General features: G+C 41.5%; 16 protein-coding genes and 1 pseudogene. 11 read left to right on the forward strand and 6 right to left on the reverse strand.

The window, feature by feature from the left end; translation table 11 throughout:
* Positions 1-35 precede the first annotated feature (35 nt).
* Both SynROS8604_RS00985 and SynROS8604_RS00990 read left to right on the forward strand, forming a co-directional pair.
* Entirely contained in the window at positions 36-962 is a 927-nt protein-coding gene (locus SynROS8604_RS00985) for a hypothetical protein (protein ID WP_222930121.1), read from the forward strand.
* A gap of 24 nt (positions 963-986) precedes the next feature.
* Positions 987-1,844, forward strand: coding sequence for a lipopolysaccharide assembly protein LapB (locus SynROS8604_RS00990; protein ID WP_186544809.1), 858 nt, complete (start codon positions 987-989; stop codon positions 1,842-1,844).
* A 65-nt stretch (positions 1,845-1,909) separates the two neighbouring features.
* Here SynROS8604_RS00990 and SynROS8604_RS00995 read toward each other — a convergent pair whose 3' ends face one another.
* Positions 1,910-2,947, reverse strand: a complete 1,038-nt coding sequence (locus SynROS8604_RS00995) for a hypothetical protein (RefSeq protein ID WP_186544810.1) — start codon at positions 2,945-2,947, stop codon at positions 1,910-1,912.
* Between the two features lie 408 nt (positions 2,948-3,355).
* Between SynROS8604_RS00995 and SynROS8604_RS01000 the strand changes: the two genes are divergently transcribed.
* The 4 genes and pseudogenes from SynROS8604_RS01000 (at position 3,356) to SynROS8604_RS01015 (ending at position 10,932) form a co-directional block, all read left to right on the forward strand.
* A complete protein-coding gene (locus SynROS8604_RS01000; RefSeq protein ID WP_186544811.1) occupies positions 3,356-5,347 on the forward strand; it encodes a glycosyltransferase in 1,992 nt (663 codons plus the stop codon).
* A 911-nt stretch (positions 5,348-6,258) separates the two neighbouring features.
* Positions 6,259-8,886 (forward strand): glycosyltransferase, encoded by a 2,628-nt coding sequence (locus SynROS8604_RS01005; protein WP_186544812.1) that lies wholly within the window; start codon positions 6,259-6,261, stop codon positions 8,884-8,886.
* A 1,013-nt stretch (positions 8,887-9,899) separates the two neighbouring features.
* A pseudogene (locus SynROS8604_RS01010) lies at positions 9,900-10,578 on the forward strand (glutamate synthase subunit alpha); the annotation flags it as partial.
* A 15-nt stretch (positions 10,579-10,593) separates the two neighbouring features.
* Positions 10,594-10,932: a YciI family protein gene (locus SynROS8604_RS01015; RefSeq protein ID WP_186544813.1), complete on the forward strand. Its 339-nt coding sequence runs from the start codon at positions 10,594-10,596 to the stop codon at positions 10,930-10,932.
* Positions 10,933-11,159: 227 nt separating this feature from the next.
* Here the strand turns inward: SynROS8604_RS01015 and SynROS8604_RS16170 are convergent, their stop codons facing one another.
* Together SynROS8604_RS16170 and SynROS8604_RS01025 are read right to left on the reverse strand one after the other, a co-directional pair.
* Complete coding sequence (locus SynROS8604_RS16170) at positions 11,160-11,483, reverse strand: class I SAM-dependent methyltransferase (protein WP_186544814.1); 324 nt, start codon at positions 11,481-11,483, stop codon at positions 11,160-11,162.
* 18 nt (positions 11,484-11,501) lie between these two features.
* Positions 11,502-11,744: a hypothetical protein gene (locus SynROS8604_RS01025; protein ID WP_186544815.1), complete on the reverse strand. Its 243-nt coding sequence runs from the start codon at positions 11,742-11,744 to the stop codon at positions 11,502-11,504.
* An 815-nt stretch (positions 11,745-12,559) separates the two neighbouring features.
* Here SynROS8604_RS01025 and SynROS8604_RS01030 point away from each other — a divergent pair.
* Positions 12,560-13,216, forward strand: coding sequence for a hypothetical protein (locus SynROS8604_RS01030; protein ID WP_186544816.1), 657 nt, complete (start codon positions 12,560-12,562; stop codon positions 13,214-13,216).
* Here the strand turns inward: SynROS8604_RS01030 and SynROS8604_RS01035 are convergent, their stop codons facing one another.
* On the reverse strand, positions 13,217-14,080 hold the full coding sequence (locus SynROS8604_RS01035) for a WcbI family polysaccharide biosynthesis putative acetyltransferase (RefSeq protein WP_186544817.1): 864 nt from the start codon (positions 14,078-14,080) through the stop codon (positions 13,217-13,219).
* Positions 14,081-14,144: 64 nt separating this feature from the next.
* Here SynROS8604_RS01035 and SynROS8604_RS01040 point away from each other — a divergent pair, with 64 nt between their 5' ends.
* The gene (locus SynROS8604_RS01040; RefSeq protein ID WP_186544818.1) at positions 14,145-15,164 is read left to right on the forward strand and encodes a hypothetical protein; all 1,020 of its coding nucleotides are present in this window, start codon (positions 14,145-14,147) and stop codon (positions 15,162-15,164) included.
* A 1,075-nt stretch (positions 15,165-16,239) separates the two neighbouring features.
* Here the strand turns inward: SynROS8604_RS01040 and SynROS8604_RS16175 are convergent.
* Positions 16,240-16,506 carry a GDP-mannose 4,6-dehydratase gene (locus SynROS8604_RS16175; protein WP_370586535.1) on the reverse strand — a complete coding sequence of 89 codons (267 nt, stop codon included), beginning with the start codon at positions 16,504-16,506 and terminating at the stop codon, positions 16,240-16,242.
* A gap of 32 nt (positions 16,507-16,538) precedes the next feature.
* Positions 16,539-16,688, reverse strand: coding sequence for a GDP-mannose 4,6-dehydratase (locus tag SynROS8604_RS16180; RefSeq protein ID WP_370586536.1), 150 nt, complete (start codon positions 16,686-16,688; stop codon positions 16,539-16,541).
* 1,007 nt (positions 16,689-17,695) lie between these two features.
* Between SynROS8604_RS16180 and SynROS8604_RS01050 the strand changes: the two genes are divergently transcribed.
* The 3 genes from SynROS8604_RS01050 (at position 17,696) to SynROS8604_RS01060 (ending at position 20,610) form a co-directional block, all read left to right on the forward strand.
* Complete coding sequence (locus SynROS8604_RS01050; RefSeq protein WP_186544819.1) at positions 17,696-18,484, forward strand: sulfotransferase family 2 domain-containing protein; 789 nt, start codon at positions 17,696-17,698, stop codon at positions 18,482-18,484.
* Between the two features lie 1,050 nt (positions 18,485-19,534).
* Positions 19,535-19,840 carry a hypothetical protein gene (locus SynROS8604_RS01055; protein ID WP_186544820.1) on the forward strand — a complete coding sequence of 102 codons (306 nt, stop codon included), beginning with the start codon at positions 19,535-19,537 and terminating at the stop codon, positions 19,838-19,840.
* Positions 19,841-19,959: 119 nt separating this feature from the next.
* The gene (locus SynROS8604_RS01060; RefSeq protein ID WP_186544821.1) at positions 19,960-20,610 is read left to right on the forward strand and encodes a hypothetical protein; all 651 of its coding nucleotides are present in this window, start codon (positions 19,960-19,962) and stop codon (positions 20,608-20,610) included.
* The last annotated feature ends 35 nt before the right edge of the window (positions 20,611-20,645 follow it).

Genomic DNA, 20,645 nt, shown 5'->3' on the forward strand with positions numbered 1-20,645 from the left:
CATCGTCTCACTCTCAACCTTCTGTTCCCGAGCCCGTGAATCCGTCATTGATTGATCAGGACGGTTCTGCTGCCGATCGTTTTTACGAGATCGCGGAATCGTTAAACGTGCGGGGCGCGATGGAAATGGCAGTTCCCTTTTACAGGCAGGCTTTTGCCTTGCTCGTAGCAGAGCGGGACAATTTGCAGGCCCAGCTCGGTGGTGCCGCATCAACGCCAGTGGGGGGTGATCTTCCTCTGGAGGCATTGCATGGCTTGCTGAAAAGTGCTGAAGCGCTTGGGAGTCAAACCAAGCAAGACCAAGGGCCCAGCATGGACGATCAGATTCAGGAACTTGCTGCGGAGCTGAATCAAGCCAGTGCCTTGCAGGTGATGGCAGGGCTGCGGGCGATCGCGGAAGGCAACGAGCAGCCCATGCCTGCTGCTGGTTTAGCCCTGCTCGCGAAGGCTCAGATGTTGCTTGGCAAAACAGAGGATGGCTTAAAGAGTTTTGAAGCGGCGTTGGCAGCTGAACCAGACTCGATTGCTTTCCAAATCAATACTGGAGCGGCGCGTCTAGCAGAGGGAGATGTGGATGGAGCGCTCATGTTGTTGCGAGGGGTGTACAACGCTGGTGTAGAGACGCTCGAACTAAAGATTCTCTCAGCTCTGTTGAAGAATCTGTCGGTTGCTGAAGCACGGGCGGATCATCTTGATGAGGCTCTCAGGCTCCGTTTGCAATGGTTTCAGTTGGCACCAGAGAGCGTTCCCGTGGAGCGCTGGCTGAAGTGGGCAAAGGAAGGTCTTGCTTCCTCTGCTCAGGATGCCCCTGCTCGATCTCTTGGCCTGGACTTGCTTAAAGCGCTGCTGGAGCAACACCCTCAGGATCGCAAGTTGATGCAAGGCTTGGCTGATGCTTTAGAAGATCAGGGTGATTACCGAGAGGCATCGTTGTTGTACCGCGAGCTGCTTCGCTCCGAGTGAGTTCATTCCTCCTAATTCTTATTCATGACGAATCAAAGTTTTACCGATGAAGTTCAAGAACTCGATGCTCTGATTGCATCACAGCAGTGGGATGAAGCTTTTCCTCTAGCTCAGGACTTGATGGATAAGATCCCACTCACTCCTGGTGTCTTGGAACGCCTCGCGCAGGTCTTGCGAGGTCAGGAGGATTGGGAGGCTTTGCTGGATGTGTTGATGCGATCGCGCAATCGCTATCAGCTTTGGCCCCAGGGGAGCGATTTATTAATGGGGCAAGGGATGGTGGAGTTGGGACGATGGAGTGAATCCATTCCCTACCTGGAGCTGGCCGTTGCTCAAGATTCCTTGTCTGGGTGGGCGCACCACTTTTTAGGGAAGGCGATGCGTCATACAGGCCATTTGCAGGATGCATTAACCCATCAGCAAACGGCGAGTGATCAACTGCCTGAATTCCCCTGGGCTCCGTTTGAAGCTGGCCAGCTTTTGCAGGAGTTAGGTGAATCCAAACTGGCGATTTTGGAGATGCAGGAGGCTCGCCAGCGGAGTGGAAAAAGCAATGAGGTAATTGAAGCCGAGTGGCAAAAATTAAAGCCAGTGGTGATTTTGGAGCAGGTGGATCAGTTGATTGATGCCGGAAAGACCAACGAAGCGTTTTCGGCTTTGCGGCAAGCGATGCTTCAAAATCCAGATCATTCCGCCTTGGATGAGCGACTGTTGCAGTTGATCAGTGCTGGAAAGACTGATCACGGGCCTGCTGAACAGAGCGGTTTGGATGCTTCTGCTGTCCTTGACCAGGAACTCACCCAGATCGAAGGCTTGCTCGATCAACTTGAAGCCAAGGCTTCATCAGTAGCTAGCACTGATAATGAGATAACGTTTCTTTGAAAACTTCTTCAAGTATTGCATATGCGTATGGGCCTTTTCTGTTAAATCTAAAGATCGTGAATCAATCAATGAGCTTGATGCAAGCGTTGAAAGCGCCGTAAGGCATTTTGCTGTCTGCGAACGATTTGTTTGAGAGCAGGATTATCTTGTGAGGGTGAGGCTTTGAGTTGTTGGATGAGCCGTTGCTTGATCCGTTGCAGTTGTTCAAGCTGCTTTGGTGCTAAGTGTTGGCTTGTAGCCAGCTTTCGATTTTCAAGAAAGTAATGCTCAAGTTCTTCTTGCACTTGATGAAGCTGTAGCAGGGTGAGCTCAGCTTCTTCTTGTGCCTCTTTGAACTCGACGTCTCGAGCTTGAAGCTGCTGGCGCACATCTTTTAGCTTATTTAGCTCGTTGTCTCGAGCTTGCAGCTGGTTGCGCACATCTTTTAGCTCACTTAACTCGCTGTCTCGAGCTTGAAGCTGCTGGCGCACTTCTTTCAGCTCATTTAGCTCGTTGTCTCGAGCTTGAAGCTGCTGTCGCACTTCTTTGAGTTCATTCAGCTCGCTGTCTCGAGCTTGAAGCTGCTGGCGCACATCTTTTAGCTTATTTAGCTCTTTGTCTCGAGCTTGAAGCTGCTGGCGCACATCTTTTAGCTTATTTAGCTCTTTGTCTCGAGCTTGCAGCTGGTTGCGCACATCTTTTAGCTCACTTAACTCGCTGTCTCGAGCTTGAAGCTGCTGGCGCACTTCTTTGAGTTCACTCAGCTCGTTGTCTCGAGCTTGCAGCTGATGGCGCACTTCTTTCAGCTCATTTGGCTCGTTGTTTCGAGCTTGAAGCTGCTGGTGCACTTCTTTCAGCTCATTTAGCTCGTTGTTTCGAGCTTGAAGCTGCTTCCGTATGTCCCTCAGCTCAATATCACGAGCTTCAAGCTGCTGATGAGGCTCATCCAGTTCATTGTGTTGGTCGGACAGAGGGGGATCATTTGGCTCAGAGTCTTCTGGGGCTTCTTGTTGCCGATTGAGCCAGCCACCAATAATCAAGGAGGCAACTACGATCCCAGCCCCAATTGCCCATTGCCAATCGCTTAGTTCAAGCATCGAGCTGTTTCCCCAATCTTTGATCATTGTGAGATCTCCACTGCCCTCTTTCCAATGCTTTGGCTAAAATTTTCACAAGTGCAGACAACGGTTCAGTTGAATTAGATCAGCTGTGACGATGCTCAAAATCTTCTGAGTAGGCTTTTCAGGGGTAGTCCTTGAGTACAGGACCTGCTGATCAACCTGATTTGCCTGACTGAAATGGAAGCCCATCAACGTAGAAGTGAGATTCTGATGGGAGAATTTTAGTTCTGACATTAATGGCATTTGATTTTTGCTAATGATTGTGATCTGCTTCCATTTGCGCGTAGCCAAGGCGTTATGCCAGATTTGTTGTTGAGCCCCATCTTGATCTCATAGGATCGATGCAACAGTGTTGATGAGGCAATTGGGGTTGGCTCTGAAATTGGATTGGATGCTGAGAATTGAAATTCTGTGATTGATTTAAGTAAGCAGCCATGGCAGAAGCTTTATCAAGCTGCTGAATTTGCGTTTCAAGAAGAACGCTGGCTTGCAGCAGATCGTTTGTTAGAGGAAGTCTTAAAACAAGAACCTAATCACGCTTCTGCTTTTCATCTGCTTGGCAAGGTTTACTTGAAGCAGCTTCGCTTGGATGCGGCACTAACGGCTCAGCAACGCAGTTGCGAGCTCGACCCCAGTTTGGGCTGGAATTGGTTTGCCGCAGGTGAGCTCTTGATGGAGCTCAATCGCTACGACGAAGCACTCCTGTCTTTTGAGCAGGCACTGGCGATGTTGCCTTCGGAAGAGTGGATTCTTGACCAGATCAAGGCTGCGCGAATTGCGAGGTTCTCTGCTTGTACTGCAGGGGAAGATTTGAAAGAGGGGATTGGTCCGAAGACCTATCGCTACTGGATTCAGCACCATGAATCGCCCTTACCAACTGCATCAGTGCCTTTGCGGGATGAGTACTGGTGTTTGGATCCTCAAAATCAACAATTGAAACGCTTGCGGCCAGATTGCAGCAAAGATGAGTTCCTGACGCCTACGGCACCGCTTGGCGATTCGCCTTGGCCAACGGATGGCTGGTTGATTCTTCTTGGTGATGGAGCACAACTCCGGCCAGGAGCCTTGCAAGGCCTAGAGAGTTGGCTAATTGGTATTCACCAGGAGCAACACTTGTCCGCTCCCGCGACCTCTTTATGCCCGCTTAAAAATCAGCCTTTGATGCTTCCTGATTTGATTTATTCCGATGAAGATGGTCTGGATGCCTATGGTCAGCGTTGCGATCCATGGTTCAAGCCGGGTTGGGTGGAGGAGAGTTTCTGGAGCAGCCCTTGGCTTTCGAATTTGAGTGTGTGGCGAATGAGCTGGTTGCGAGACCGGCAGCTTCCTCTCCCTCCTACGGATTTGAAGGGCCGTTGGTCTTGGCTGCTTAGAGCCTTGGAACTTCACCCGCGGATTTCACACATACCGCTGGTGTTGGTGCATGGCCAATCCTTTCAACTTGATCCCGAGCCCCTGAAGCAGTCACTTATTCGCCAAGGGGAGGCCATTCAGCAGGTTCGCATGCACCCTTCGCTGCCGGGATGCTTTTCTTTGCAGTGGCAACTCCCTAAACACTGGAGCTGCTCAATCATTATTCCAACGCGGGATCGCGCCGATTTGCTTGAACGATGCCTGGAAACAGTTTGGGCTACGACGGCAAGCGCTCGCTGCAATGGTTGTCAGCTTGAAATCCTGGTGGTTGATAACGGCTCGTGCGAGCCAGAAACGGGATCGTTATTGAAACGCTGGAAGCAGAGGATTCAAGTTTTGCGGAGTGATGAACCCTTTAATTGGAGCCGTCTGAACAATCAGGCGGCAGCAATCGCCAAAGGTGAGTTGCTCTTGCTATTGAATAACGATATCGAAGCGATAGAGCCGGGCTGGTTCGAGGCAATGGCGGCTCAGGCGATGCGACCAAGGGTGGGAGCTGTGGGAGCTCTTTTGCTTTATCCAGATGGAACGATTCAGTACGGTGGTGTTGTTCTGGGACTCAATCATGCTGTTGGTCACGCCTACCGAAATTTGCGTCAAAACCACGCTGTTCATCACGGTCGCAGCAGGCTTCTCTCAGGCTGGGGTGCGGTTACAGGAGCATGCTTGATGCTAAGAAAGGAGCTTTTGGTGCGTTTGGGCGGTTTGGATCAAGGTCTCCCAGTTGAATTTAATGATGTGGACTTGTGCTTAAGACTCGTTCTGTTGGGTTACCACTGTGTAATACCACCTGAGGCAGTATTGATACATCATGAATGCCAAAGTCGTAACCCTAAAACGAGCCAAACTGCATTGCCCGGGTTAAATCGTTTTCGCCAACGATGGCATGGGGTATTTGGTTGTCAGGATTCTTGTTGGCCTGCTCAAAGTGAAAGGATGTTTGAGGATGGAAGGCCTCTTGGACTGAGTGAAGTTTCCAGCAACAATTAAGATTCTGATATCTAATCCTCACCGATCGATGTACTATTTAGGCATTTCGCATGCATTGGCAAGCCATAAGTTTGTTTTGCTTAAGCGCGTAATGCTTGTCTGATTGTGTTGTTGAATTCTTGCTAGAGTTGTTTGTTTTATTGTTGAATCTATATTTTAGCCACGGGATTTATGTGCGTTACTGGTTTGAAATAAATCCCCCCTTGGCTAGACTAGACCTTCTCTCTCGCACAGTGAAGTATAGATATGAGCGCATGACTAGGCAAAGAATCGTTGAATTTCATCCTGTTATTCTTGTATTTCCAAAACTCCGTTTGGTTTGGAATAGTTTTAACTGGTAGAGAGGGGCGAAGGCGAACAGTTTTTGTCAATTACTGCGGAAGAAGCCTTATAATCTTACTCTTTAATGCTATCATAACAGCTTTTATGTATAGATATTTTTCAGCCAATAGCTTGATCTTGCCAATTTTTGGATCATTTTGATGTTGTTGCTGATTATCCAACGTTGAGCGTAATTTTTATCTCAATTAATGCTTCTTTAATAGGCTTGTTGTCCTAATTATGTATGAGATTCCCGTGCAATAACATTAAGATGTTTTGCATGTTGCTTGGTGTAAAAGCTTCTTGGCCTAATGCGGTTAAGATTTATTCTTTTTATCTTCTTGTTCTTGGGTTAAATTTTGCCTCAGAAATGATTTGGTTGTTCATTTGACATTTTTTCTTTATGTTTTAACTTGGCTGTAAGTAGATGGTGAGTGATATCTATCCTATCTCAAGCCTTTTAATTCTATTATCGATTCAGCTCACTCTGGCTTTAAAGTGGTTTGACCTTAATGTCAACGTTGATGAATTGCAGACTGTTGCGGAGTCATTGGCCTTATGATTATTTATACTAAACGTTTAGTTGAACTATGTTTGTAAAAGTCATACTTGAGAAGAAAATATCCTCTATAGCTGAATTTTTCTTTTTTGACGAGAATAAACTTTCTTTTGTATCCTTAGATGCCTATGATCCTAAAGAGCATTTAATACTATGCCTTCCTAAGGGCCATAACTCTATTCTACTTAGGGTTCCTGATTCAATAGACAGTTCTTCGCTTTGTAAAAACAGTAGCAGTATCTCGTTTATTCGTGATGCCTGTTTAGTTAGTGATGCTTATACATTTCTTGAAATAACAAGATTTATTTGCAACTTGTCTTCTCGTTATGATTCACCCTTGAATTTGGCTGAATTACGTGATCAAGGATTTGATTCAGTTCAGATTATTTATGAGGTTTATCTGTCATTTTTTAAGTGTCCAGATTCTGAGTTTTTTCTGAAGCAGCAAACAATTTTTGCGGATATCATTCCTAGATCCAAATCATTTAGCCAGCTTTTCAGTTATCTTGTCTACATAGATAAGCTTTACTCTATTCTAACCAAAAAAAATGACGCTTTGGTAGAAGAATGCATTAAAACACTTGTAGTAATTCCTACATATGGCAATCTAAGCTATACATGTGCGTGCCTAGCTTCTATATATATAGATTTAGTTGTATCTCTTTGCAACAAGGGTAAAGCTCCTTTGTTGGATATAGTTGTAAATGATGACTGTTACCCTGAGGCAGGCTACCAAGACGATTTCTTAAAGTTAAATCGTCTTAACCTTGTTTCTGCAAAGATTAATGCTAATAATGTCGGCTTTCTTTTGAATTGCAATAAAACAGTAGCAGCTAATATAAACAAGTGGCATAAACATATTGCATTGTTAAATAATGATGTCGAAGTTCTGCCTGGCTGGATTAATGGTCTGCTAGATACATTTTCTATTTTTGATAATGTAGGTGTTGTCGGTTCACAACAAATTTCATTTCAGGGTAAGATACAAGATGCCGGAGGATTGGTTTGGAGAGATGGATCTGCATGGAATTATGGGAAGGGATCTACACCTTTAAGCCCTGAATTTGACTTTGCAAGGTCTGTTGACTATATATCTGGAGCATCCGTTGTTATTTTAGCTCATATATGGCAAGAATTATCTGGTTTTGATCAACGGTATGTTCCTGCTTACTATGAAGATACTGATTTGTGCTTAGCTGTACAGGCTTTAGGCTATAAGGTTATTTATCAACCGGTTTCAAGAGTTTTACATGTGGAGGGTGCAAGCTGTGGCTCTGACATAGAAGATGAAAACTCATTAAAACGATTTCAGGCAGTTAATAAAACTAAATTCGTTCATAAATGGAATTCTATCCTTAAATACAAAAATGAAAATGCTGATAACGTCGATCAATCATTGCACTCACAAAAGATAAAGTCAGCTTTAGTTATTGAAGATCTTCTTTTGTCTCCTGATGAGGATGCAGGGTCCTTGTATATGATGAATAATTGCCTTGCATTACAGGAACTAGGTTATTCCATTTCATATATTCCAGCTGATAATTTTTGTTATATGAGAGATTGTTGCATAAATATGGGTTTAAGGGGAATTGAGGTTCTTGCCCATCCTCGAATTAAGCAAATAGATGACCTCCGAAATGTTAAGGGAAGTATCCCGTTTGCTTATAAAAGAAATTGGGACATAATAGTTATCTGTAGACCTTGTAGAATCTTCAGCATAAAAAAGTTAAGAGAATTTTTCCCTTCCTCTAAAATAATATATTATACACATGACCTGCATTATTCTCGTCTTTTGTCTTATGCGCAAAATTCAGCAAGATCTGATCAGAAGAGTAAATATGAACGTGAATCTCAGAATATGAAACAGATAGAAAAGGATATATTTTCCCAGGTTGACCTGGTATTTCATGTGAGTGAAGAGGAACAGAAAGAAGCAAATCAATTATGTCCTCATAACTCAGTATATCTCAATCCTGTTGTAGATAGCCCCTCTTCATTTGAGCAAAGTTATAAGGGTGGAAATGATATTGTTTTTGTTGGCTCATCATCTCATCCCCCAAACTTAGAAGGGATAATGTGGTTTTTAGAGAAAATATGGCCTGATGTTTCTTCCGAGTTTCAGGATTCAAAATTACATATTATTGGTAAGTCTCCTTCATCGTCTCTTGTTAATCTAAGTAGCTCGTTTGAATCAGTACTTCTTCATGGATATGTTAAATCTCTCCAGGATGTATTTGGCAAATGTGTCATAGGGATCGCGCCGTTGCTTTCTGGTGCTGGCGTTAAGGGTAAAGTTTTGTCGTACCTTTCTTATGGTCTAGGTGTTGTTTCGACGTCGTACGGAGCCCAGGGGTTGCCTAATATACCTGTTGATGTGTTGTCTGTAGCTGACAATAGTGAGTCATTTTCTGAGGCAATTAAGGCTAAGTTATCTGTATCACCCACGAGTTTTAAAAAAAATCGTTGCACAGCAAATAATTATATTCAAGACTACTTCAGCGAAGAATCTTTGATCCATAAAATGAAGGAAGGGCTTGATTTGCTTGATTGCAGCTATTATAAAGACGTTTTATCTTTTGCCAAATATAGCTCATCTGAGCTAGACGTATCATATAATCAAAAAAATTCACTTGTTTATTATAGGGACAACCCTTTCTGATCAATAAATTTCATTAGTGTATATATATCACTTCTGATTTTTGGCTAAGATTTTTTAGCTCAGTAAAATATCTTTTTTTACTTCGTTTGATGCGTGTGGACAAGTGAATACATCCTTTCTAGATTATTTTCAACAATATTTTTTCATTGGTGAAACTTCGTGTTCCTTTGCATTTGCGGCGCGGTAGCGCCAGAAATGATCAAAATCAATCTTTGAAAGGCACCTTTGCTCTTTTGAAATGAGTCAAAAATATAATACTAATTATGATGATTGGAGTATATTAGATTTTGGTTGTGATGTTGAATTTGTCCAAGCTTTTAAGAAATTAGAAGATGCTCATGGCTTTTGTCATGGCGTAGATGTATTAAAACCAATTATCAATTTTTTTAAATAATACAGCCCACTCTCGCTATTGTGCTTTTATTGCTTAGATGCTCACAATGAAATTTATTCAACTGGTATTTGCTTAAGGCTAAACCCTAATTCTGAGATAGGTGTTGGTAGTAATTCTTTTAATATTGGCTTTTTGTTTTCTGTTTTGACTCATGTGAACCCTGATGACGCTTTAAATACTTTGAGGATTATGCGGCATCATGTAAAAGGATATTTGTTTGCTTGGGCTTTTACTGATCTCGACTCACGGCTGGACTTTGACGATCAAGATCCTACGAGGCCTTTGCTTAGAGCCTTTTATTGAAAGGATTGTATAGAAGATATCTTTTGTTCGTCTGGATGGCGGGTTAAAGCCAATTCGCAGGGAAGGGTGCCTATTCCAAAACAACTTATGTTTTGGAATAATATTTTTCTGCTTTAGTATTGTATGCTGTCGGATTATTGCATTAATTGTTGAGTTGATTTAGAATTAGCACGTGGGTCAGCCCTATGCTTTGTATTGTTGGCATTATTGCTGACTATAAAATCAGAAAATGTCAATTTAAGGATTGTCTTTGTTTTCTTGGCTTCGACTTGCTTAGTCCGCTTTCGTTGTGTTTAATCCCTGAATTGGCATTCTCATTGCTCAGCGCCATGGGAATCGTGGCTTTAAGGGGCAGCTGAATCTGAATTTCCTCGGAGCTGCCGGCCTAAGCTTCGCAGCCTTCCTTGTTCATGGCATGACCATGCGCTTGGAAGGCGAGGCCAACGACTACGTGGGCAAGGGCATGAACAGTGGTCGCATCACCCTGGTGCCCTCTGACGGTTCTGCCTCCCCAGAAGATCAGGTGATCCTTGGCAACATCTGTCTTTATGGTGCAACCCGGGGGTGAGCTGTTTGCTTATGGCCGGGCAGGCGAGCGCTTTGGCGTTCGCAACAGCGGAGCCCGCACCGTGGTTGAGGGGGCAGGTGACCACTGCTGTGAGTTCATGACTGGGGGTATGGTTGTTGTCCTCGGCAGCACTGGCCGCAACATCGGTGCTGGCATGACTGGGGGTGTGGCCTTCCTTCTGGATCAGGAGGGGCGTATCGCGCCTCGGGTGAATCCGGAGATTGTTGAGGTCTGCGCCATCACCACCGATGAGCAGGAGTCACTGCTGAAGGGGCTGCTGGAACAGCACGTGGCGCTCACGGGAAGCGAGAAGGCTGCTGCTCTCCTGGCCGATTGGTCTGTGGCGAAGAGTCGCTTCAAGCTGTTGGTCCCCCCCAGTGAGCGGGAGGCGATGGGATTGGCCGACAAGCAGGCAGTGGTGGCCTAGCGCCGTTGACTGCCCGTGGCTTGGTTCGTCAAACACGAAACCTTTACGGCTGAAATGGCCGCCTTATCTGTTGAGCAGCGGCGGTCTCATCTAGATGCCCATCGTCAATGGGTACAACAGGAAAAAGATAAGGGTCGAACAATCCACAGTGGATTTTTAGTGGATGAAAATAGGCTCCCAGGTGGAGGTGGCTTGCTTGTTTTTGTGGCTAACAACTTCCAGGAAGCTCTGAATTGGGTTCAAACTGATCCAATGATTAGACATGGTTTAGTCGACTGGTCGATCAGCGAATGGATCGTTGATTGCGAGGAAACCTTTATTACGAGGTCGACGGATTTTAATAGGTGTAATTAATGATCAACAAACTTCGAACCAAATACTTGCTCCACCAACCCCATTTGGCGTATCCATTAATTGAGCTTTGTGTTTTGATCTCGTCAAAAAGTGATTGGCCAGTATAGGCTTCTGTTTTCCTTGTGAAACCAGAATTTGAACGAAATAGTCTTCATACCAATATAATCTGTGCTTTGCAAGTTGTTGCCTAGGTCTTCCGTACGGTAAGTATAAATCATGAACGTGAACTATAAGTCCTTTTGGTAGTAGCGAGATATGCAGTAAATGAATACCACATCGTTTCCAGTTTTTACTGAATGACTTGAGTCTATAAATAGTATATCTCCCTTGCCTAGCGTCGTCGAAAGTTGGTAAGGGTCAAAGTTTTGGATTATTTCTTCGAGAAAGTCAATATTTAAATGATGTAGATCTGCTCTTGGGGATGGATCAATGCACTGCAATGTTGATCCGATCCTCTGTGCTGCATTGGCGGCGACTCGAGAACTCCATCCGGAACCGATTTCGAGAATAACTTTAGGCTGAATTTTTTGTATTAATCCCCAATAATGCAATGCATCACTACGATCAAACTACCCATTATTCCATTGAAATCCAGTAGAGCTGCAAAAATTAGCTAAGTCTATGGGAGCACATTCTTTATTTATTAAGCCAAGAAGTTGAAGTTGATCGGCAATATCATACATCTGGCTTGAAAATACTGGCAGAGTATTTCCATTTTCATCGTATTCAAATGATTGATTGATATCTTCTATAGTGGGTGAGCTTGAGTAAAAATTAGCCTTTCGCAATGTAATGCCATTGTCCTTTTCCAAAAAACTTCGTATGTCTTCGTTGCACCACGCATACTTTAGGGCGAGGCGTTTCAGCTCTTTTATTTCTTCTCAATTGGTTGAATTCATTTTAATTGATTGTATGAACAAGCTAGCATAATTTGCCGTAAAGAAATTTGCGCGGTGAATTTTCTTTTCTCTATGGAGCCGCGGGCTAGAGCTTTGGGGCCTTCCTGATGCAGGGCATGCAGGTTCGTCTGGAAGGAGAGGCCAACGACTACGTGGGCTAGGGAATGAAAGTGGGATCACCCTGGGTCAATCAGACGGTTACACCTCTCCATGGGATCGATCAGGCGATCCTCGGCACAATTCCCTGTACGAGGCTACCGGTTGTGAGCTGTTTGCCCATGGCGAAGCTGGCGAGCTAGTTGAAGTACTTATTAAGTGATACTTTCAGTGGAAATATACTCCCCACCTGTAAACCAAAAACCTTTAAGGTAATAATGAATCCTCTCCCGGAGATCAGAAGTTATATCAATTTACATAATTGTCTGATTGGTAAATCTATAGGCGACCAAAAGTTTATTGCAGTAGATTCATCACAAGATTACCCAAAAATCCTCACATCTACTACATCTTTATAAACTAGACCTCAAGCGTTGAATTGCGAATTCGCATTATTGAAAAAATATAAAAACTCAAACCCGTCTAATCATTTGCCTTACACGTTGATGAAGTTAATATTCCACCTTAGAGATTAAACCCCATTTGATTTCTATCGTGTATGATGTATAAAAAAATGGCTCATGATCGTTACTGAGAAATTTTGCTTCATACATGTTCCTAAATGTGCCGGCATGTACGCTACAAAGTTAATGATGAAACATCTAACGGTTGACTTCAACCTGTTTGTCCCTCTAAATGCATTCTTGCACGCAAATAAACTTTCAGAGAGTCTAAGTTGCCAAAAAACAATGATTCTAAAAGAGGGACTTCGCCACGAAAATCCTACTCAAGCAGTAGAAAGAATAAAGCAAGAGGGTTTAAAAGTTCCGAATGTAGCGTTTGTTGTTTCACGGCACCCATACGATTTAATGAAATCTTACTATCATCATCTGAGAAAACGAAAAACAATCAAATTAAGGGGGCAAGACCTCGATAATCTGTCCGGAATTCTGAAAGTAGCTAATCAGTCAAGCGAAACCGAATTTGTATGCAACCAATTATTTTATGGCATGCGAGATGATGATCTAATTAAATATTATGAGTCTAGCATGTTTAGCAAAATGATTACAATCCCGATTGAAAGGAGCGGTGAACTTATTCCAGTTTTGCTGAGCAGATATTTTGATACAATCAAGGCCTCTAATGAAACTAAAGAAAATATATCTATCGAAAATATTAATGATGACCTTGAAGTAAGAAAGATTTTAGAGAATAAATATCCTAAAATGTCGGCTATTTATCATGAATCTCAACATCAGTTCAAGTATATTCTCCCTGTGATTTCTTAGTCAATTTATAGCAGTCTTGTAGTAAGAATAAAATCTCTTCACTAAAACTTTCGCTGATAAATTTTCGGGCTCCCCTTTTTTGCCTATCCTGTATATAAGATCATTATTTTGTGTGATGGGTATATTTAATTTGAGTTGATTTTTTACGTATGGGTGCACTGGTGTTCTTATTTTACCAAGAGCTTCGTGCCCAACAGAAAATCTATCAAGAGCCTTGTATTTATTTTTGGCGATTACACCTGTTTTTATTTCAATCATTTGGATAAGTTGTGCGGCAATTTCTGCCAAGAGCTTATTTGATGGGTGATTAAATGTATGGAAAAGAACTGAGTGACTCATATTCTTTTCTAAGAATTCGGATATCTTGATATCGCATGATACTTCTCTGGACTTTAATTCTTCAAATGACTGACTTGCTACTGTTTTGTATAGTTTTTCCCAAGTAGTAGAATCGTTAAGAAGATTAAGTGTTTCTTTTTCGCTAAGACTTTTCTTCCACCCTTTATATATTATGTTGCTGTGATAATCATGGAGGGGTGTGTCGACTAGCCTTAACCCTTCGTATTTAAGATATATAAGATCAGGATTGTATCCTCTAAAATACGAATTAGGGATAAAAATACATTTTTGTGGATGGCAATTCTTGATGTAGTCGCTACTTAGTACGCTTGGATAGTTCTTATTCTTAATGAGCTGACTAATAATCAAGTCAGATTGAGATAGTTCTTCTGCGTACTGTTCAACAAGAGAAGGATTGGTCTTGTGTATTATAATCTTATTCAGTATTATTTCATGTGAATAAGCATCTTCGATAACCTTAGAAATTGCAACAATCTGACAGTTACCTATCAAGAGAAGTTTCATTAGCGTTGTATTTTGTTCATTTATCAATCAGTGCCATAATACACTGGCGACTCCTGACTGGCAAATGACAAAAAAATTAGTGATTCATCTTGGTCATCCCAAAACAGGTACCAGTTCACTACGACAATTCTTTGAAATAAATATTTCTTACTTAGAAAGCCAAAATATATATCTCCCTTTTATCCACGAAAAGATTTGGAATATTGGGTTGGCATCGATCTTTTCCAATCAAATAGATAATTCCTTCTACTGGAAAATAAATAATATTTCTTTTGTTGATGAAAAGATAAATCATTTGAATAATAAATATGAGCAACTTTGCTTATTTGCTCGAAAATTACCTTATAACAGCACTATGATTCTTTCATCTGAATTTTTAGCATCTATTGATGTCAATGGTATTTCTAAAATAAAGAATTTTGCAGGTTTATTTTTTGACGACATTACCATAATCGCGTATCTCCGCGAGCAAGCGTCTTTTGCTTTAGCAGCTTCTTCAACGGGGGCCCTAAATGGAAAACGCACAAGAATCCAAGAACCTGGTGAAAATAAAAACATGAACTTTAATATTTGGCTGTCAGACTGGCTTCAATTTTTTCGTCCCAACCAGTTTAAAATAAGATTATATGAAAGACCAGCTTTAGTAGATCAGGATATTATTTCTGATTTTTTACACACCCTTGGCTTTAACTATTTATCATCATACGTGAAGAAGCTTCCACCCTCACGAGTAACAGAATCTGCAACCACAATCAAGTATCTATTTTGTTTGAATCATTTGTATCAAAGTCATGATTCAAGTCTCATATCATTGCCCTCTCGTACTAAATCTATTAAATTAGTAAGAGATATGTTTAATGATAATACTGTGCTTTGTTTTTCTTCAGAGTCGGCCCAAAAATATAGAGACTATTACCATTCAGTAAATAACTGGGTAGTTTTAAATTTCTTTGATAATAAGAAGAAAGAGCTCTTCTTAGATTACAAACTACCAGATCTTTCGAATAAACAATTTATTGATGAAAAATCGTTATTGTTTGATCAACAAGATATCAATTTACTTATTAAGATGCTTAAAAGTTAATTTGTCTTCTTCTATCGATTTACGCCTAATATATTTTCAGATTCCTAGAAATGAAGATTTTTTATTTATTTTTTTGCAATCAGCCTTGAATAATTAGTGTGATTTCGTGTAATAACTTGCTACCATACATCAGACAAATAACCCAATCTATCTCACAGCCTATTAAGGCCAAGAGGATGAAATGAGTGGCACTTGTAATATCAATCAAACTCAAGTAAGCTTATGTGATATTATTTATGATCTAACAAAAGTCTATTTTAAACGCATAAAAAATAACTGAATATTTAAAATAAATACACTAATTACTTGATTTAATAGAAGCTTCTAGCTAAAGATTTTTGAAAGCTTAGCCAAAATGATCATATCGGTAAAAAGATTTATTTGTGAAGAATATTTACCTTCCTAAGCCCCGTTCAATATTTTTGCTTAGTCGTGAGATTTTTTGGTATGAGCAAGTTGGGATTTTTTTGGTCTTTCCAATTATCGCGGATTTAATTTGCTTTTCACAAAAATTTTCAGGACTTTCCTGGCAGATAATTTGACATAGGGAGCATTAAATATTCTTTAGTGCTTTCGGAAGTAGACGTAATTTCTAAAAAAGAATCTGTTGTATTCTTAATATTTTTTTGCTAAAATTAGAATAGCTTTAGATTGGCTCAATAATCTGCTTGTATTTCATATTAACTAGCGTAACTGATTTGTTTTAGACGATGACGATAAGTAAGATAAGCGATGCTACGTTCGTGTCTGTAGCAAAAGGTGCTTTGGTTGTAATTTCTCGCCATAGAACACCATATATAGCCTTGCTGTGCTTACGAATTATAAAGTATCAAGCTTTGGTTATTAAATAAAGCATGACTGCGTTCGTAAATAGAGGCGCTAATGCTAAAATATTATTAGCTAATATATTTTAGGCTAAGGTTTGGTGGATAATATGGTTTTAACATTTTAAACGCGCTCTTGCCTGCTCACATATGCATAATCTCGATCTTTGATGTCTTTTATTTTTTGAGCTTCAAGATGATCAGCATCAATCATCTTCTTAACTATTTCCTCTAGTTTTTGTTGGCGGAGTCTAACCGAGTTTTTCTTTCGCTAGAATAGGATTTTCCAGTAGAGTTTGAACTTCTGCGGGGCGGTAATATTTTGGGGCGATTCTTACCTCAATTGCATTGTTATCTGCTCTACGACCTATCCCATCAACTCCTTGCCCCTCCCATCTGATACCACACCATCCAAGCGCCTTAGCGAAAAGCTCTATAAAAGTACGTACACTTTTTTGCCTTCCAGTCGCAATCACAAAATCTGTTGGCTCTTCTTGTTGAAGCATACGCCATTGCATTTCAACGTAATCGCGTGCGTGTCCCTAATCTCTCAATGCATTAATATTACCCACATATAAACATTTTCCAATCCTACATTGTTTTTGCTTAAGCCGCGAGTTATCTTTCTGGTTACGAATGTTTTCCTACGGCTTGGGCTCTCATGATTGAAAAGTATGCCATGCGCAGCTGTACTTAACACTTTACCCTAGATTCGTGCACCACTCAGTAGGGGCGCAATAAATATTATGTGTTTATTAAATGCTTCATAGATGCTTTCTGCAAAACCCGATGGATTAATTTTATCCCCAAATCGATCTCCCTTGGCTCTCCATGTCATTCCACTACTATAGATGTTCAATTTAATCCCTTTCGATATAAGGAAACATAGTTTAATTACATCGAATTAGAACAGTGAGCCAACTTTGGCAGCATAATTCTATTCCAGCCCCCTCACTCCAAGGTCGATCATCTCTTCTGCCTGATCAAGTATCACTTCGTTTTTTAGAGGCCCCAGCTGCATGGCCCGACCTTTCCGAGGCAAAGGCCGAGTGTGGCGGAGCCTCCAGAACCGCTGCAAGATTCACGTCTTGGCAACACTTTCGAATGTGCTAATTGCTCGCAACATCCGGGCCAGGGCTTGGTGTGGCTGAATACCTCACCTCACCTCACCCTCAGAAAACATTTAAACGTGGATGAACATGACAGTAGAATCATCAGCTAACAGCTTCAAAGTCAATTGATTGTCAAGGCACTCCTTCCTGTTCACTTATGCAATCTAGTTTGACGTTACCTTTCCTTGTATCGACTGCATCATCTTTTTTTTAAGTCCTTAATTCCTGCTTCCTATATTATGTTCTATTAAACATATTTCCTACTTCTGTTTTCAAGCTTTAATAACATTTGTGTTTCCTTGTGATTGGAAATGGTGCCTATGCTCGAATTGTCCGGTTATGGCTCTGTATAAAAAATGATTGAATAACCTTATGTAAATGTTGAAGGATGGGCTGTAAGATTAACAATCCTGAGGATTCGAAATTGTTTTCAATTTAGATTTAAAAAATATGTTGATTTTTTTTGGGGTTACTGGTACTGTTTGTTACAAGGACATCTGTCCGAGCACTTGGGTTTTTTTGTTGATTTACTGTTTCGTTACTTGCTGTTGTGGCCTTAGTGGTAGAATATATTTTCAACTGTCAAGAATTCTGAATGCAATCGGAATATCCTAATATTCTTGCATTTATGCATTTGTATAAGTGTGGTGGAACCACTTTTAATTGGGCTTTGCAAAATGCTTTTCCAAGTAGAGTATTGTATTGCGAAAATAAGGATTCTTCTGGTTCTCGTATCGATATTGAGAAATTTATATCTTATACTAGTCTTGATTCCCTTAAGAAGTATTCAGCTGTCTCTTCTCATCTTATTGATTACAAATGTTTGTCTGAGTTTTCGGTTGTCACTACAATTTTGCGTGATCCCTTGAGTAGGCTTGTTTCTGCTTATAACTTTGATTTTTACAGAAGTATGTTCACTGGTACTTTTGATCAATACATCGATATATATGTAAATATGATGAGTAAGGCGCTTGGCTCTGAGTTTATCAACTTGCTCAGTTCTTCAGATAGTAGATGCGCTCTTTTTTTGGAGGACTTGGATTTATCTATCATTTATCTTGAATCTATGATCAAGCTTTATGGCTATGATGTAAATCTTGCTTTTCCTTCTCTCCGTTTAAATATTTCCAAGGGCAAAGTGCCCCAGGCTGTCTCTAAACACGTTTTAACTGATGATCAGAAAAAGCGTTTCAGGTTTTTGAATCGGGATGATATTGATCTTTATAGACAGCAATCTGAATTTTTTAAAGCCACACTTCCGAAGTTATGTGGAGATATTGACTCCTCTCGTAGAGAATTCTCCACCAGAAAATTGCTAGCAGATGAAAAAATGAGTCTTATTAAGTCTTATGGTCAAGGACCAGCGCACTTTGTTTATATTTAATTTAACTTCTCTATTCATTCTGTCTGGCCCATTCTTTGAAGATTCATTCCAATCCTTTTTGCCGATGCGTAGGTATTTCTCGTAATATTTGTTTTTGCTATGGTCAACCTTCATGTTCTTGAAGAAGAGGGAAGATGTACTGAATGTTGATATTGATGTGTTTCGGGGATTCACTTTCCGCAATGTGGGGTCAGGTATTACTGGTAAAGTCACCTTCCTCCTAGATGAGGTTGTCCGTGCAATCCTGAGATTGGCGACTTTTTAAGTGCAACCATTCATTCGGTGGGCATTTATGGCACATCTGCTAGTTACGGGATCGTGACTTTGGCAGCGTTGCGCCAAACCACTGAATTACTACTTGGCAACTAAGCGCAGGTCTCATGGTTGAGTCCGATTACATCCGCAGTTAGGCCTGAATCGAGCAAATGATCGACCCATGTTTCTTACTCAAGTTTATTGTCAGCCACTATGAGCAGATGGGTTTCTGCTAAAAATTTCTGAATGCCTTTTGCACAGGCTCCGAGCAGAGAGTTCTGATTGCTCAGAACTGGAATCCACTAATTCTCGGAGCGAAAGTCCTAGCGCAAGCAGTTCTTGAGTATGTCGGTGAGTGCGAAGGGCCGCCAGGCTGGTGATGTCCTATTTATATTCTCCAGAGGGGCCAGAAGGTTGGCTCTAAGCTTTCCTTCACTTAAATGTAACCAAACAAATTTATTTTGTAAGTCATTTGAGTATCGTTTCAAGTGTTGAAGTCAGGTGGTTTAGGAGCTAGCTAAATCCAGAGATGCTTTTAGGAAAATGACTCGTCCGTTTGACTCCTCTAGATTGGGAGCGCTGAGGATTTCGCAGCTTTGGCCATCGCTTTGATGGCTTGACAGCTTGCGGCGGCGGATCATCGCCATCCATGAGGATTCCGTGCTCGAAGATAGAAGCTCCCTCATCACGGCTTCCCTCACTGCATCCCGAGAGTCCTTGATCCTTGATGCCGCTAAATACTTGATTTCTCACGAAAATCGACTAATATTTTAGTGCTACTGCGTACAGCAGTAAATGCAAATTCCAAACCACCTCGAGGAGGTCAATTTGAACTTTAAAGACATCATTTCTTCTATCTCAGAATCTGAAGCTATTCCGGCAGGTCAAGTTAGTAAAGTTGCTGTAGCTCTTTTAGAAAAGGTTGGTCAAGCGGTAGACAATGGAGAAAGAATTATTTTTCAAGATTATGTGTTGATGCCACGCACTATTTCTGCAAAGGAAGCAGATGGTGACAAGCCTGCTAGACCTGAGACCAAAGTTGCTATCTTCAAGCGACGCACTGAAAAGCATGATAATGATCAGCCGGAATTAGTTGGGTAACCAGCTTGTTTCAATATAGCTAGTTAGCAATTCGACAATGTTGCTTCTACTCTTTAACCATTTAGAATGTTAGCTGGTTTTTGATTTTTTACGTAATTTTATCGTTAGTAATTAATTTTATGATGGAGAGCTTCTCTAATCTTTTTGGCCGATTGGTATCTAAGCCTGTTGAATCTTGTCCATCGCAAGTTCAAGATCTTGGCGATGGATTCTCTTTGGAGTCCATTGAAATCGTTCGGAATGTCAAGTGCTTCCTCGCAGATGACAAGATGCAAGTTGCATTGTTCGGCTCACCCTCGCCATATCCCGACGGTTGGCTCGTCAATCTCCCGTGGAATCAGGTGTTCCGTTCTTATCCGTACGAGGTGCCTTTAGATCAGAGCCTTTCACTGCAAGAGGTCCAGACCCTTGTTCCTTTTGTGGAAGGTCTCTGCAACGCCCCGCAGACCAGCGAACAATCTTTCCCCAACCAAGACAAGGAGGTCAACTTGAACCTTAAAGACATTGTTTCTTTTATTTCAGAATCTGAAACTATTCCGGCCGGGCAGGTTAGAAAAGTTGCTCTAGCTTTCTTGGACAAGATGGGTGAAGCCGTAGACAATGGAGAAAAAATTACTGCTCCAGGCTATGTGTTGAATCCACGCACTATTTCTGCAAAGGAAGCAGATGGTGACAAGCCTGCTAGGCCTGAGACCAAAGTTGCTACCTTCAGGCGCCGCCCTGTAAAGCAAGACAATCAGGAGTTCAAGGCGTGGACGGGTGATGTTTAGTTGTTAGGTGATTTTCATGTCCATTTGTTTGGACA

This window comes from Synechococcus sp. ROS8604, assembly GCF_014279655.1.
GTDB lineage: Bacteria > Cyanobacteriota > Cyanobacteriia > PCC-6307 > Cyanobiaceae > Synechococcus_C.

Excerpts from the sequence above, each read along its gene's own strand:
- SynROS8604_RS00990 (WP_186544809.1), top strand. The coding sequence starts at position 987 with ATGACGAATCAAAGTTTTACCGATGAAGTTCAAGAACTCGATGCTCTG.
- SynROS8604_RS00995 (WP_186544810.1), bottom strand. The coding sequence starts at position 2,947 with ATGATCAAAGATTGGGGAAACAGCTCGATGCTTGAACTAAGCGATTGG.
- SynROS8604_RS01005 (WP_186544812.1), top strand. The coding sequence starts at position 6,259 with ATGTTTGTAAAAGTCATACTTGAGAAGAAAATATCCTCTATAGCTGAA.
- SynROS8604_RS01030 (WP_186544816.1), top strand. The coding sequence starts at position 12,560 with ATGTACGCTACAAAGTTAATGATGAAACATCTAACGGTTGACTTCAAC.
- SynROS8604_RS01035 (WP_186544817.1), bottom strand. The coding sequence starts at position 14,080 with ATGAAACTTCTCTTGATAGGTAACTGTCAGATTGTTGCAATTTCTAAG.
- SynROS8604_RS01040 (WP_186544818.1), top strand. The coding sequence starts at position 14,145 with ATGACAAAAAAATTAGTGATTCATCTTGGTCATCCCAAAACAGGTACC.
- SynROS8604_RS16175 (WP_370586535.1), bottom strand. The coding sequence starts at position 16,506 with ATGCAATGGCGTATGCTTCAACAAGAAGAGCCAACAGATTTTGTGATT.
- SynROS8604_RS01050 (WP_186544819.1), top strand. The coding sequence starts at position 17,696 with ATGCAATCGGAATATCCTAATATTCTTGCATTTATGCATTTGTATAAG.
- SynROS8604_RS01055 (WP_186544820.1), top strand. The coding sequence starts at position 19,535 with ATGCAAATTCCAAACCACCTCGAGGAGGTCAATTTGAACTTTAAAGAC.
- SynROS8604_RS01060 (WP_186544821.1), top strand. The coding sequence starts at position 19,960 with ATGATGGAGAGCTTCTCTAATCTTTTTGGCCGATTGGTATCTAAGCCT.